Here is a 14,433-nt window from a genome sequence, read left to right as displayed (position 1 = left end):
AGTATGATCAAATAAATAAAACTATTCGATAATACTTAAAACAATCCCCAATAAAAATAATAATATATGCTATTAAACACTAAACCGATTCGGCTCCAACTCTTGTAATATCATTATTAATATTATCTGACTCAACCAACCCATCACGCATCCTGATAATTCTATGAGCATATTGGGCTATATCATCTTCGTGCGTCACCATAACAATTGTATTTCCTTGATCGTGCAACATCTGGAACAACTCCATGATCTCATAGGATGTTTTCGTGTCTAGGTTACCCGTTGGTTCATCGGCCAATATGATACTTGGGTTATTAACCAAAGCTCTTGCAATAGCGACTCTTTGACGCTGACCACCTGAAAGTTCGTTAGGTTTATGATAGGCTCTATCGGCAAGCCCTACGCTTCCTAATACTTCCAACGCTCTTTCTTCCCTTTGCGATTTACTAAAACCTGCATAAACTAAAGGTAATGCTACGTTTTCAAGTGATGATTGTCTGGGTAATAAATTAAAGGTTTGAAATACGAAGCCGATTTCTTTATTTCTTATTTCGGCTAGATCATTTTCTGAAGTTTCGCTTACATTTTGACCTGCTAATTCATAGGTACCTCTTGTTGGAGTATCAAGACAACCAATTATATTCATTAAAGTAGATTTGCCAGAACCTGATGGTCCCATGAAAGCTACATATTCACCTTTATCAATATTAATAGTAACTGATTTGAGGGCTTCCACCGTTTCAGTTCCCATTTTATAGATTTTGGCTATATCTTTTGTTTGAATTACAGAGTTTCCCATTAGATATTATATTGACAGTTTTTTTGAAATTTAAGTTGTTGTTAAGTGTAGTGCAACTATATTTTGATAAACGGAAATTACCAAGGTATTTCGTCCATTTCTTTAGCTATTTCTTGATATTTTTCCGAGAATTCCGTCCATTCTTCCGTGCTCAATAAACTTCCTAATTCTTCATAAGCATCTTCAGCGTATGAAACTAAATTCAATCGCAAGGCCTGAAGTGTATAAGATTTTAAAATCTCAACACTATTCGGATTTAAACGACTTGCCTCCACTAAAATTTCATAAGCCTTTTCCATTTCATCTTTTCCATTTAAATATTGACTTGCAAAAAGAACTCCAACTTCGAAAAATGCATTTTGTCTTCCAAATGCCACTATCAGCTCTTCTGCCTTATCCTGATTGCCCTTTTCAATTTCGAGAAAGGACTTCCACAAGAATTTATAGTTATAGGGATAAACAGAAAGAGTGGACTTTTCAACCAATTGCACCAACTCTTGATCATTAGAAAGTGCGGCCAAAGCTGCAATCAAATTATTTTGATAAATAAGTAAACCTTCCTCTTCAGCGGGAATATTAAGACTAGTTAATGCTTCTTTTGCATCAGCATAATTACCATTTATAATATCATCCTCTGATTCTTTCAAACTAAATAAAGCAAAGAATGGAGAGTCCTTTATGTGATTTTTAATGGAGTCCTTTTCATTCGGCTGCAAAGAAGGATTTGTTCTTAACCACAGATAAAGAAAACTATCTGGAAGCTTTTGAGTGTTTCCTTGAAGGAATTGATATAAAGGATCTTTATCGAGATAGCTCTCTGCAATTGATTCAGTTTCAACTTGTTTATTGTAAACTTGAGCCGCCTCATACAATCTTTCATCCAAAATAAGGGCGATGGCTTCATAAGTTTTCGCCTTACTCATTTTCAAATTAGCTGCTTTTCTAAAATGCTCTGCCGCTTTCGCATAAGCTTGCTGATCTAGCAGCCATAACCCATGAACCAAATAGTAAAATCCAGCATCAGAAATATCTGCATTTTCAAGAGAATAGATATAGCTGTAAGCTTCATTGATTCTTGCTGAATAATTCAAGCGAGAAGAAACAGCATAATTTAACGACTTAGCAAAATCTTCATTTTCTGATAGTTTGGTTAAGCCAAGAATAGTATCTGTCTCAAACTCTTGATTATTTAGTGTTTTATTAAGTGTGTAATTAAAAATGAAAGAGAAATCATTATAGGTTAAAGCTTTAGGGATTTTTTCAGAATTCAAACTAATGCTATCAATAAATTCTCGCTTTCTGTTAGCTAAAGCTAAATAATTAGCTTGATATGCTACTGGCTTATTATTTAGTGAGGCTTGTTCAGGCAAGTCTTCATCAATTGAATTTTTTGCAAAAAGCCCTAAACGATTTACTGAAGCAATTTCTGACACCTGCTTGGAGGTAGAAGTCCTTTCTGCTGCATCAAAATATATGAAGGCAGAATCCGTCTTGTTCAGTCTTTCATAAACTAAACCCTTCATATTAAGCAAATACCCATTATCGGGAAAGTCTTTTTGAGCATCTTCCAATGTAAATAAGGCTTCAAAAATTAAACTAGCATTCAATTGAGCCTGAGCTCTGTTAATGTATGCTTGAACACTTGGACGCTTAAAATTTGCTTGTTTAAAATAAGCAGATGCTTCAACCCAATTTTTATCTTTATATTCTATCTGTCCAATTTTGAAATTATGCTTGTGAGAAGTGGAAGCATATTGCCTTGCGATTTTATAAGTTGTTTCTGCCTTTTCATCTTCTTCTATGTATTCGTAATAATCTGCCAAGCCATTGTAATAACCGGAAATTGCTTGATAATATGGCAAATAAGACACGCGGAGAACTAACACCACTACAATCCCAAATCCAACAAAGCGCACTAAATTATAAGGAATATTAACTGGCCGAAATACTACAGGATAAACACTATGACCAGCGTTAAGAAGGCCCACAAAATTATAGAGTACATAAAAGAAAAATAAAACACCAAAGCCTAAATGAGAGAAAATGATGGTATCTTCAAAGGTATCCATTAAAGGATCGTTCCCATTTTTGAATACCCAAGCCAGAACTGAAAAAGTCAAAATACCTAAGACTAAGTAAACATAACCACCGAGCGGACGAAAACTGAGTTGATTCCCAATCAACTCACTCCTCTTTTTATATCCCCAAATACCTAAAACCGCTGATATTCCTAATAACACGAATTCATTGATATAGACTATGTTCCAGTCAATTAGATTATCATTTTTAGCAAATGTTAAGCCTACATATACCAAGTAAAGCATAGATAGTACGATAAAATGAATCAGGTTAGAGCTACCGTCACTATTTTTCTTTGCTGCTAAAATATAGAGGATGTGCAGTATAATCTCATATGCAACATTAAAAATGAAGATAATTGATAAGATGACTGGCACTATTATTCCGTGATGAGCCATGAAAACAACCGGGGCTTCAACAGGTGATCCTAAAATGACAAGCAACAGCAAGGCTATTAAAATCAATGCAAAAGCTAACCAACGTTGAAACAAGCCTGCATCTTCTTTAAATGCATGAAAATAGTAGCCAACTGCTAAAATTAATCCAACAAATATGAAAGTGAACATCTGGTTATCCACTCCTAATATTTCCAAATACGGCAGCTTGAGTGTGATTAACCAGATTACAAAAACCGATTGAAAAATAATAAACCACCATCGACTCAAATATGTAGAAGCAGTCATCAGTATTGAAAAGCAGCAAAACACAATAGCAATCAATAAATACGTACCACTAAGTTCAAAGCCTGACTCCAATGCTAAAAACCCCTGAAAAATTACATAATTACGTGCCGGTATAGGTAATTCAAATATAAAATCCTGAACATTCTGGAGAGATAATTCAATACTTTGCGTCTTTCGAACCACATCCATTGGAGCAGACAAATCATTGCTATTGCTTTGATTATAAAAACTGTAAGCAACCGATAAAAGAAAAATAAAAAGGAGCACCTGGTAAATGCCCCTGTATCTTAATTTCCAATCCTTCCAAAAATCTAATCTAGCCATAGGTTTATTCTATTACTTTTGGTACTCTGAAATACTCTTGGTCTTTCTTAGGCGCATTCTTAAGTCCTTTCTCACGAGACAGATGTTCTTTTATCTTATCTTCGCGCATTTGATTGATTTCAAAAGACATTGCTTGCAGAGGTTCCACATTATCAGTATCCAATTCCTGTAATTTCTCAACGAATGAAAGCATGTTGTTCATATCTTTCAACATCTTTTCTTCTGATTTCTCATCAAACTCCAAACGAGCAAGGTGAGCAATTTTTTCCAAGGTCTCTTTATTGATACTCATCTAATGATATTTCTTTAATTCTTTAGCTATCACTTTAAAAACCTTTTCTTTTAAGGAAGGCACATCATCCATAGTGAGCCCTTCAGTTGAAATGGGTTGGTGATAAATCATCCTCATCTTCTTCCTGCTAATTAGAGGAATTTTTTCATCCGGTAAAATTATCCAATTATCCGGAAGAGTCACAGGCACAAGTGGAATTTGTTTAGTAATTGCCGCACGAAAAGCTCCATCTTTAAAACGGGTCATTTCGGGGATATTCCTTGACATAATACCTCCTTCAGGAAACATTACTAAGGAACGTTCATTGCCCATTTTCTCAAGTGCCTGTTGCAAAGATTTATAACGTCCCTTTAAGCTTTTTCGATTGACTGTAACATGCAATTTTTTGAACATAAAGCCAAATAACGGCACCTTTGCTAATGAACTTTTGCCAACATAAACCACGGAATGGGGAGCAAAACCAAAACTCACTATGTCCAACAATGAAAAGTGGTTGGCACAAAAAACATATTGAAGTCTAGGATTAAGGTTTTCCAATCCACAAATTTCAGTTTTAATGCCCACCAAAAACAAGGCTACTGAAGCCCAGAACTTATTGAGGTAATAACAATGCTTATGCCATGCGGGCACTAAAATAATAATCAAGAAAAAAGGAAATAACAGCAGAAAAAGACCAATGAATACAATGGCACACCAGAGTGTGTATATTTGCTTAAAAAAATGCTGCATTATTTAAATCCTAAAAATTGCAAATGACAAATGAACTAAAAAAGAAGGAATTTTCCATTACTCGGGATTAAAGTGAGCGAGATTTATAAAGCCACGTCACTGTGGTTTACTTTTCTAAAATGACAAAAATTGAATTCATAAAAGACAGTAAAACTAAATGATTTTCAGCTAAAAGAAAATATGGAAGCCTTCCTTTAAGATATTTTTTATCCTAATAGCTTCAACAAGCAAAAAAGGCACCCGCTAGAAGCGGATGCCTTTTCAATTTATCTTCGAATATGGAATATTATTCTAACTCAAATCTGTCTAGATTCATCACCTTATCCCAAGCTTTCACGAAATCTTTTACAAATTTCTCCTTAGTATCATTTTGGGCATAAACTTCTGAAATGGCTCTCAACTGAGAGTTAGAACCAAATACAAGGTCAACTCTTGTAGCTGTCCATTTCTTCTCGCCTGTTTTTCTATCTTTTGCCTCAAAGATATCATCTTCTTTGGCTGGTGCCCACTCGGTATTGATATCCGTAATATTCACAAAGAAATCGTTGGTCAATTTACCTGGCGTTTTCGTTAAAACCCCATGCTTTGAATTATTATAATTTGCATCCAAAGCTCTCAAACCTCCAATCAAAACCGTCATTTCAGGAGCACTTAGCTCTAGCAACTGTGCTTTGTCTATTAACATTTCTTCATCCGGAACGGTGAATGCAGTTCTTCTGTAGTTTCTAAAACCATCTGCTTCAGGCTTCAACCACTCGAAAGATTCCACATCCGTTAAGTCCTGAGTAGTATCGGCACGACCTGGAGTAAATGGTACTTCTACGCTATGTCCTGCATCTTTAGCTGCTTTCTCTATGGCTGCACAACCACCTAATACTATTAAATCGGCCAACGAAACTTTCTTATTTCCAGACTGCGCATCATTGAATTTCTTCTGAATATCAGTCAATGCATTCAATACTTTTGATAATTGAGCAGGCTGATTCACTTCCCAATCCTTTTGAGGAGTTAAAGCGATTCTGGCACCATTAGCACCACCTTTTTTATCTGAACCTCTGAAAGTTGAAGCAGAAGACCAAGCCGTATAAACCAATTCAGAAACTGAAAGACCCGTTTCTAAAATTTGAGCTTTTAGCTCTTTTACATCCTGCCTATTAATGATTTCATAATCAACTGCAGGAATTGGATCTTGCCAATCTAAATCTTCCTTAGGAACTTCAGGTCCTAGGTATCGAACTTTCGGCCCCATATCTCTATGAGTTAATTTAAACCAAGCTCTAGCAAAAGCATCTGCAAATTCCTCTGGGTTTTTATGGAAATGTTCTGATATCTTACGGTAATCAGGATCTACCTTCATGGCCATATCTGCAGTAGTCATCATAATGCCTACTTTAATCGATGCATCTTCCGCATCAGGCGCTTTATCTTTATCCGCTATGTTTTTCGGCACCCATTGATGCGCTCCAGCAGGACTTTTCGATAATTCCCAATCATATCCAAAAAGAACATCAAAATAACTCATATCCCATTGTGTAGGAGTTGGCGTCCAAGCACCCTCTAATCCACTAGTAATAGTATCTCTTCCTTTACCGCTTTTATGACTACTGATCCAACCGAGGCCCATTTGCTCGATTGGTGCAGCTTCCGGCTCAGGTCCCACTAAAGCTGCATCTCCAGCACCATGAGTTTTACCAAATGTATGTCCACCTGCTGTTAAAGCAACGGTTTCATAATCATTCATTGCCATACGCTTGAAAGTCTCACGGATGTCATAAGCTGATTTTTGAGGATCAGGATTACCATCTGGACCTTCAGGGTTAACGTAAATCAATCCCATTTGCACTGCTGCTAAAGGATCTTCCAAATCTCTTTCACCTGAGTAGCGATTGTTGCCTAGCCAAGTATCTTCTGCACCCCAATAAATGTCTTCTTCAGGTTGGAAAATATCTTCACGACCTCCACCAAAACCGAATGTTTTGAATCCCATTGATTCTAAAGCTACATTTCCTGTCAGAATAAATAAATCTGCCCAGGAAACGCTATTTCCATATTTTTGCTTGATAGGCCAAAGCAGTCTTCTAGCTTTATCCAAGTTACCGTTGTCTGGCCAGCTATTCACAGGTGCAAATCGTTGATTTCCTGTGCCTGCGCCACCACGACCATCACCTGTTCTATAGGTACCTGCACTATGCCACGCCATCCGGATCATGAAAGGTCCGTAATGTCCATAATCAGCTGGCCACCAATCTTGTGAAGTGGTCAATACTTTCTCAATATCTATTTTTAGTTCTTTAAGATTTACTTTTTTAAACGCTTCAGCATAATCAAAATCTTCTCCTAAGGGATTTGATTTGGAAGAATGTTGATGTAAAATCCCAAGATTTAACTGGTTGGGCCACCAATCTTTATTCATAGAGCCATTACCACCAATTTTAGTATTACCGCCATGCATTACGGGACACTTTCCTACGTCTCCCAGATTACTCATATGTTCCATAGTTGAAAAATTTTATTTTTGATTTCAGTTAGTAAGTTACGAATTTATATCAATACTTTTTATCTATAGTTTTTATATCGATATAGATAAAAGCTATAATTAGAGATTACAAATAAGACCTCCGTAATTCTTCTTAAGATAGAGAATAGTAGCTGCATTTAAAAGTATAAAATCATCATAAAACCATTTTTAGCTTTAATGATGATTTTAGTCATAGTAAGTGCCAATCAAGAAAACGAATCATCGATTTTTCTTCTATAAATCCAACAAGACTACTTTTCAATTGTGTACGTTCTCAGCAAATGGGATAAGTGCCATGATCATGGCATGTTCATAGTAAGCCTTTCTATCAATTTCGCCATTGGTCAAAATCCCAACAGCACCATCTTTTTGCTTAGAGTTTGACCGACCAAAATATTGATCATCGGCTTCCCCAAGCTCGACTCCTTCCCTTACCATTTTGGCAATAGGTTCGGGTAAATAAAAAACTGCCGTTTGTGCTTGACTTAATTTTTCTTTTGTAAGAACAACCATCCAAGCAAAAGCTTGCATGCCAAATTCATCATCATGAATTCCTCCTTCGATGCCAACCCAATAATCAGCATTTGGATATTTAATTTTAGCATTATTTGCTCGGTTATAAGCGCCTTCTTGAGTTTCATTATGCGTCATCGGTTGGTCGCTAACATCAGAAGGAACGGACATCCCTTCATATTCGAAAGATTGTTCTCTGAATTTTCTTTGAAAAGCTGCTTTGGTAGCTGCGATTTTAACCGGGTTTTTGGAGGCTATGATTACTTTTAATGGCATAGGTAGAAACTGTGAAATTTGAATCGCCTAAATATAAGAAAAGCCAGACTTTTCTGCCTGGCTTTTCAAATTGGAATTCATATTAAACTTTTATTGATAGATTAAATCAAACCTATCCAACTTCATGACCTTATCCCATGCTGCCACGAAATCATTCACAAACATTTCTTTTGAATCAGCTTAAGCATAAACTTCAGCTAAAGCTCTTAATTCAGAATGAGAACCGAAAACTAAATCTGCTCTTGTAGCTGTATATTTTTGTTCACCTGAGCTTCTGTCTTTACCTATAAATTGTTCTTTAGTATCATCAGTTGGCTCCCAAACTGTACTCATATCCAAAAGATTAACAAAGAACTCATTAGTCAATAGGTCTTTTTTGTCAGAGAAAATTCCATGTTTAGAACCATCATAATTAGCATCAAGCGCTCTCATTCCACCTACTAAAACAGTCATTTCAGGAGGAGTTAAAGTCAATAATTGGGCTTTATCCACCAATAATTCTTCAGTAGAAATAGTGTATCTGGTTTTAAGATAATTTCTAAAGCCATCTGCTATTGGTTCCAGTAAGTTCATAGATTCTACATCCACTTGATCTTGTTTAGCATCCATTCTACCTGGAGTGAATGGTACTTTTACACTATATCCAGCATTTTTAGCGGCTTGCTCTATTCCGGCTGCACCACCTAAAACAATCATATCAGCCATTGATATTTTTCTACTGCCTGATGTTTTATGAAATTCTTCTTGAATACCTCTATAGATTTCCAACACCTTTTGCAATTGAGATGGGTTGTTTACTTTCCAATCTTTCATAGGCGACAATTGAATATGCGCACCATTTGCTCCACCTCTTCTATCAGAGTCTCTGTAAGTAGATGCAGAAGCCCAAGCAGTTGAAACTACTTCACTGATAGACAGATCAGAATTTAAAATTTGAGTTTTTAGCTTGGTAATATCATCAGCGTTTACTAAAGGATGATCAACTGCAGGAATTGGATCTTGCCAGATGAAATCTTGTTTTGGCACTTCAGGTCCTAAATAAGTTGAATTAGGTCCCATATCTCTATGAGTCAATTTAAACCAAGCCTTTGCAAATGCATCATTGAATAAGGCAGGGTTCTCTAAAAATTTACGAGAGATTTTAGCATAAGCAGGATCTTCTCTTAAAGATAAATCAGTAGTAAACATAGTTGGTTTAAGCTTTTTAGTAGAATCAAAAGCATCTGGTACCATTACTTTAGGATCTTTAGCCACCCACTGATGAGCTCCTGCAGGACTTTTGGTTAATTCCCATTCATTTTCAAATAAACTCATTAAATAACCATGACTCCATTTTGCTGGAGTATTAGTCCATGTAACTTCTAAGCCAGAAGTGATCGCATCTTTTCCTTTACCTGATTTGTAAGAGCTTTTCCATCCAAAGCCTTGTTCTTCCATATCTGCCCCAGCAGGTGCTTTCCCTACATTATCTGCTGGCCCTGCTCCGTGCGCTTTTCCTAGCGTATGCCCTCCTGCTATCAAAGCCACAGTTTCTTCATCATTCATTCCCATTCTACCAAATGTTTCTCTGATATCATGTGCTGCTGCTATTGGATCAGGATTTCCATTTGGTCCTTCTGGATTCACATAAATCAAGCCCATTTGAACCGCTGCCAAGGGATCTTCTAATTCCCTATCTCCTGAATACCGGTCCCTATCACTCAACCATTTTTCCTCAGAACCCCAGTAAACATCTAGTTCTGGTTCGTAAACATCTTCTCTTCCCCCTGCAAAACCTATGGTTTTAAAGCCCATATCTTCTAAAGCCACATTACCAGTTAAGATCATCAAATCCGCCCAGGAAATTTTGTTACCATACTTTTGTTTCACTGGCCACATTAATCTTCTGGCTTTATCAAGGTTTGCGTTATCAGGCCAGCTATTGATAGGTGCAAATCTTTGCTGTCCTGATCTAGAGCCACCTCTTCCGTCTCCAGTTCTATAGGTTCCGGCACTGTGCCAGGCCATACGAATCATGAAAGGTCCGTAATGTCCATAATCTGCCGGCCACCATTCCTTTGAATCTTTCAGCGTTTTGGCAATATCCTCTTTCAAAGTAGCATAATCAACACTTCTAAAAGCCTCTTTGTAATCAAAATCCTTATTTAATGGATCAGACATTTCAGAATTTTGTCTCAAAATGCTTAAATCCAATCTGTTTGGCCACCAATCAGTTAATTGACTTGCCTTCATTGCTGATTGGCTTCTTTTTGTAGCACCAGAATAACCGTCTGCTTCTGCTGTTTTAGTCTCCTCATTTCCGCAGGCTGTCAAAATCAAGCCGACAACGAAAACTATTAATATTGTGCTAATTCTTTTCATAGTTTTATCATTTAAAAAATTATTGTCAAAGCAAATATAGATTTAATATTATATGTATCAACATTCAATAATGTCGATTCTATAAATATAGATATAGATAAAATCAATAATATTAACAGGAGAAGAAATCCTAAAAGTAATTTTCACTGCTTCGTTGCCAGAATTCTTATCACATTTGCTTTCCCATTATGAAAATCACCTTCAGATAAATATGTTTCCAAACTTTCCATTGTTTCGATTTCTAAATCTTTAAAATCTTCTCTTAAAAGATCTTCCGTATAAAGCAATTCGATATTTTTTGGCCCACCTGATTCATTACTGAGTTGTTTGGGATTGAAGGCTTACAAAATAAGTTTTCCTCCTGGCTTCAGCCATTTTACTGCTTTCTGATGAGCAATTTTTCTTAATTCAGCAGGGAAATGAGCATAAATGAGTGCTACCACATCTGCTGAATTTTCTTTGAATTCCTTTTCGTGAATATCAGCAACTTCATAATGTGGACTTACTCTTTCCTGTTTGGCTAAAGCGACAGCTTTTTCCTTAGCTGAAGAACTATAATCAAAAGCACTAACCTGCCACCCTAATTTGGCTGCAAAAACAGCATTTCTACCTTCTCCGTCACAGGGCAAAATAATTTTACCTATTGGTAAATTTTCTAATTCTTCACGAAGAAATTCATTGGGTTCCGTACCATAAATGAATTCATTTTTCGCATACCTTTCATTCCAAAATTCTTTCATTGATGAGATTTTTAGAATCTAGATCCTAGAATCAAGACTTATCTAGGTGCTAGACTCTAGGTTCTAAAACTATTTTTTCGGAATATCGCAATTTCCATTAGCACAGCTACCTCCACCGCAGCCTTGATTGAACAAAGCTAAAAAGCTGAAGACTGCGCCTATACTTCCTGCCAATATATCGGGCTCAGTTATCCCTACGAACACTAGATATAGACCTATTGCCAACCTAAGCCAGCGCATAAAAGTCCAGGGAGTATGTAAAATAGTTTTATTCATGCTATTTTTCTATTGAGTGAAGTCCAAGCCCCACCATTATACACTTTTTCATAGCCCTTTGATTTTAAAATACTCTTGGCAGTGCCGCTTCTCATTCCCGAAGCACAGCAAGTAATTATAGGCTTATCTTTACTTTTCAATTTGGATAAATTAGAGGAAATGCTATCTACAGGAATATTCAAAGCATTTTTGATATGCCCTCCTTGAAATTCTCCTTTTGTTCTCACATCTAAAATGATAGCTCCTTCATCTGCCAATGCTTTCCAGTCCACAGCTGGGCCTAATCCGAATAATTTTCTTAAGAAACTCATAAGGCCATTGCATAATTTTCTGCTGCAAACCAAGAACCTCCATTATGGCAATCAATTCCTTTTGATTGTAAAATTTGTTGTGCCATTCCACTTCTGTTTCCTGAAGCGCAGCACAAAATAATTTCTCCCTCTATTTTCGCAATTTCTTCAGCTCTAGCTTCTACTTCATTTAAAGGGATATTGAGTGCATCTTGTGCATGTCCCATTGCAAATTCTCCTTCTGACCTTACGTCAATTATTGTTCTATTTGAATCTTTCATTTATCTCTTTTTTTTGAATCACAATGCTAAGTAACGGACTTTCAACGGATAGGATGGTAACAGAAGTTACAAAGAAAGAAACTTATGGAAAGCTTTTTTTCTTTTTGGTATTCCAGTACTACCGAATTATGCAAATTTAACAATTGCAGAGATTTACCAGTACCTTTGAAATTTTAAAGGATCCAACTCCCATTCATGATTCAGAGATTGAAAAATAAAATGAACTTCCGATGCCTGGAGTAGATTCAACCCATATTCGACCATTATGCAATTCCACAACTTTCTTACAATGAGCTAATCCAATTCCTGCTCCTTCATATTCTTCTTTGGTATGCAGACGTTCAAAAATACTGAATATCTTTTCCTTATATTTAGGATCAATTCCAATACCATTATCTTCAACTTTGAAAGTCCATCCGTTTTCATGACTTGCAGAAATATTGATGATTGGGCTAGTTTCGGCTTTACTGAATTTGATTCCATTGCTTATAAGATTTTGGAAGAGCATTCTCAATTCAGCCTCCAATCCCAAAAGTACTGGTAAATCAGTGGTATTAATAATGGTATTAGTTTCTTTTATGACTACAGCCAAATCTTCTTTAATGACTTCAATTATTTCATTGCAATCAATTTCTTTTTTCATTTTACCCTTTCCAATATTGCTATAGTCCAACAAAGCGTCAATTAAATCTTTTAGTCGAATTGAGGCTTGAGATATATAATCAATAATCTTATCAGACTCCGCATCTAGCTTACCTTTATATTTGATTTCAAGAATTTGCACAAGACTTGAAATCGTCCGTAAAGGCTCTTTCAAATCATGAGAGGCCATATAAGCAAATCGACTTAATTCTTGATTTTTAATTTCGAGCTCATTTTTCGCCTTCTCCAGTTCCGTTACATTTCTTAGCATCACATAAACGTAATGAGGTTTGATGAAATGCACGGAGCATTCGTAAATTCCTGCCACCATATGATTAGAATACTCTACCAACCCCAGATCGACATTTCCTCCCTCAGCAGCTACCTTTCTATAAGTTTCAATCACTGCTAAACCTCCCTCGTGTTCGTAAGCTTCGGGGGCAACTTCCATAATTCGTTTGCCAAAAACCTCCTCTCGATTCTTCCTCATTTCATACAAAATGACATTATTCATGTACACATATCTTACACTTTCTATATCATCTAAATCGGGAACATGAAAAATGCCCACCCCGGTTGGTAAACCGTCAAAGGTTTTTGTCAGGATATCTGAAGTCAATAAGTCTTTCATATCTAATCTTAGTTAATTTCACTTTACATTTCAGATTATGGACCGAGATTGAGCTTTTTTAAATTTTGAATGTTCAGATTGGTTCGTTTAAAGTTGTATTCTCTGAAGATAAGGTTTTTTATACGTATATACAAAGACGATTTAGTCAGAATACCCTTCATTTATCAACCTAGATAGAAAGTGCATCTGAAGATTCAGCATAAGTTAATATACAACGTCTTACCTCCTTTAGAAATAAGGTGCATGCCATCGCCTTACTTCAATATATGATTTCAGCATGAAATGACTTGCCTATTATTTCAAAGAATTCATAGGCCTAGTGTATTTTTCTGCTCTACTCATTTACCCAAACTGAATTTTACTGTATATTTGCAAAATACAAAAAGCACTTTTCGATGATTCAAAGAATTCAAACCATATTTTTATTAATTGTAGGATTAGCTATGTTGGTATTTTTATTTGCTCCTTTATGGCAAAAAGTCGATACCAATTCAGGTGCATCTTACACTTTAACCGCTTTTTACTTAGAAACCGTCACTTCTCCTGAAGAAGGCGTGAAAAATGAATTTATGCCTTATGTTATCCCTGGAATCCTGGGGCTTCTGTCTGTTTGCATAGCTTTTATTTCTATTGGAATGTACAAAAAGAGAATGCGTCAAATCATGTTATCAACGCTGAACTCTCTTTTAATCGGTACCGCTTTAGGGCTTTCGGCATACTGGTCAACTCAGGCTGAGGGTGAATTATTAGCAGGTATTCAGGGATCTTACAGCTATGGATTATTTTTGCCTGCCATTGCTTTGGTATTTAATTCACTGGCAGTCCGCTTCATCAGAAAAGATGAAAGATTGGTAAGGTCTATGGATAGAATACGGTAATTTTAAGTGATCATTATTCAATAATTGATTTCTTTCAGGATTTATTTAAAACCATGATCAGTTATTGAATTCTGCTTATTTTATGTCGATTTCATTTTTATACTATTGGCACTTAGAATGC

13 protein-coding genes and 1 pseudogene are annotated in these 14,433 nt (G+C 36.1%); 1 reads left to right on the top strand and 13 read right to left on the bottom strand.

The genetic code is table 11. From position 1 onward, the window contains the following. Positions 1-79: 79 nt before the first annotated feature. From FTRAC_RS17335 to FTRAC_RS19495, 13 genes and pseudogenes are all read right to left on the bottom strand, one after another. Complete coding sequence (locus FTRAC_RS17335) at positions 80-799, bottom strand: ABC transporter ATP-binding protein (RefSeq protein WP_013455584.1); 720 nt, start codon at positions 797-799, stop codon at positions 80-82. A gap of 77 nt (positions 800-876) precedes the next feature. Next, on the bottom strand, positions 877-3,885 hold the full coding sequence (locus FTRAC_RS17330; protein ID WP_013455583.1) for a tetratricopeptide repeat protein: 3,009 nt from the start codon (positions 3,883-3,885) through the stop codon (positions 877-879). Positions 3,886-3,889: 4 nt separating this feature from the next. Continuing rightward, positions 3,890-4,177: an Asp-tRNA(Asn)/Glu-tRNA(Gln) amidotransferase subunit GatC gene (gene gatC, locus FTRAC_RS17325; protein ID WP_013455582.1), complete on the bottom strand. Its 288-nt coding sequence runs from the start codon at positions 4,175-4,177 to the stop codon at positions 3,890-3,892. Next, positions 4,178-4,906: a lysophospholipid acyltransferase family protein gene (locus tag FTRAC_RS17320; protein ID WP_013455581.1), complete on the bottom strand. Its 729-nt coding sequence runs from the start codon at positions 4,904-4,906 to the stop codon at positions 4,178-4,180. A gap of 286 nt (positions 4,907-5,192) precedes the next feature. Continuing rightward, positions 5,193-7,403: a catalase/peroxidase HPI gene (gene katG, locus FTRAC_RS17315; RefSeq protein ID WP_013455580.1), complete on the bottom strand. Its 2,211-nt coding sequence runs from the start codon at positions 7,401-7,403 to the stop codon at positions 5,193-5,195. Positions 7,404-7,682: 279 nt separating this feature from the next. Continuing rightward, positions 7,683-8,213: an inosine/xanthosine triphosphatase gene (yjjX, locus tag FTRAC_RS17310; RefSeq protein ID WP_013455579.1), complete on the bottom strand. Its 531-nt coding sequence runs from the start codon at positions 8,211-8,213 to the stop codon at positions 7,683-7,685. Positions 8,214-8,303: 90 nt separating this feature from the next. After that, positions 8,304-10,445 (bottom strand): annotated as a pseudogene (gene katG, locus FTRAC_RS17305) (catalase/peroxidase HPI). A gap of 272 nt (positions 10,446-10,717) precedes the next feature. Next, positions 10,718-10,861 (bottom strand): hypothetical protein, encoded by a 144-nt coding sequence (locus FTRAC_RS19940; RefSeq protein WP_221405910.1) that lies wholly within the window; start codon positions 10,859-10,861, stop codon positions 10,718-10,720. A gap of 54 nt (positions 10,862-10,915) precedes the next feature. Next, a complete protein-coding gene (locus FTRAC_RS17300) occupies positions 10,916-11,314 on the bottom strand; it encodes a class I SAM-dependent methyltransferase (RefSeq protein ID WP_221405909.1) in 399 nt (132 codons plus the stop codon). Positions 11,315-11,383: 69 nt separating this feature from the next. After that, the gene (locus FTRAC_RS17295; protein WP_013455578.1) at positions 11,384-11,590 is read right to left on the bottom strand and encodes a hypothetical protein; all 207 of its coding nucleotides are present in this window, start codon (positions 11,588-11,590) and stop codon (positions 11,384-11,386) included. After that, positions 11,587-11,901 carry a rhodanese-like domain-containing protein gene (locus tag FTRAC_RS17290; RefSeq protein ID WP_013455577.1) on the bottom strand — a complete coding sequence of 105 codons (315 nt, stop codon included), beginning with the start codon at positions 11,899-11,901 and terminating at the stop codon, positions 11,587-11,589. Before FTRAC_RS17290 ends, FTRAC_RS17295 begins: the two co-directional genes overlap by 4 nt. After that, a complete protein-coding gene (locus FTRAC_RS17285; RefSeq protein WP_013455576.1) occupies positions 11,898-12,161 on the bottom strand; it encodes a rhodanese-like domain-containing protein in 264 nt (87 codons plus the stop codon). The genes FTRAC_RS17290 and FTRAC_RS17285 overlap by 4 nt, the downstream gene beginning before the upstream one ends. A 193-nt stretch (positions 12,162-12,354) precedes the next feature. Further along, complete coding sequence (locus tag FTRAC_RS19495; protein ID WP_013455575.1) at positions 12,355-13,434, bottom strand: sensor histidine kinase; 1,080 nt, start codon at positions 13,432-13,434, stop codon at positions 12,355-12,357. A 395-nt stretch (positions 13,435-13,829) separates the two neighbouring features. Between FTRAC_RS19495 and FTRAC_RS17275 the strand changes: the two genes are divergently transcribed. After that, complete coding sequence (locus FTRAC_RS17275) at positions 13,830-14,312, top strand: DUF4293 domain-containing protein (protein ID WP_013455574.1); 483 nt, start codon at positions 13,830-13,832, stop codon at positions 14,310-14,312. The last annotated feature ends 121 nt before the right edge of the window (positions 14,313-14,433 follow it).

Source organism: Marivirga tractuosa DSM 4126 (assembly GCF_000183425.1).
GTDB classification, from domain to species: Bacteria; Bacteroidota; Bacteroidia; order Cytophagales; family Cyclobacteriaceae; genus Marivirga; species Marivirga tractuosa.
The sequence above is the reverse complement of the archived record's forward strand: the minus strand, read 5'-3'. Positions and strand labels throughout refer to the sequence as shown.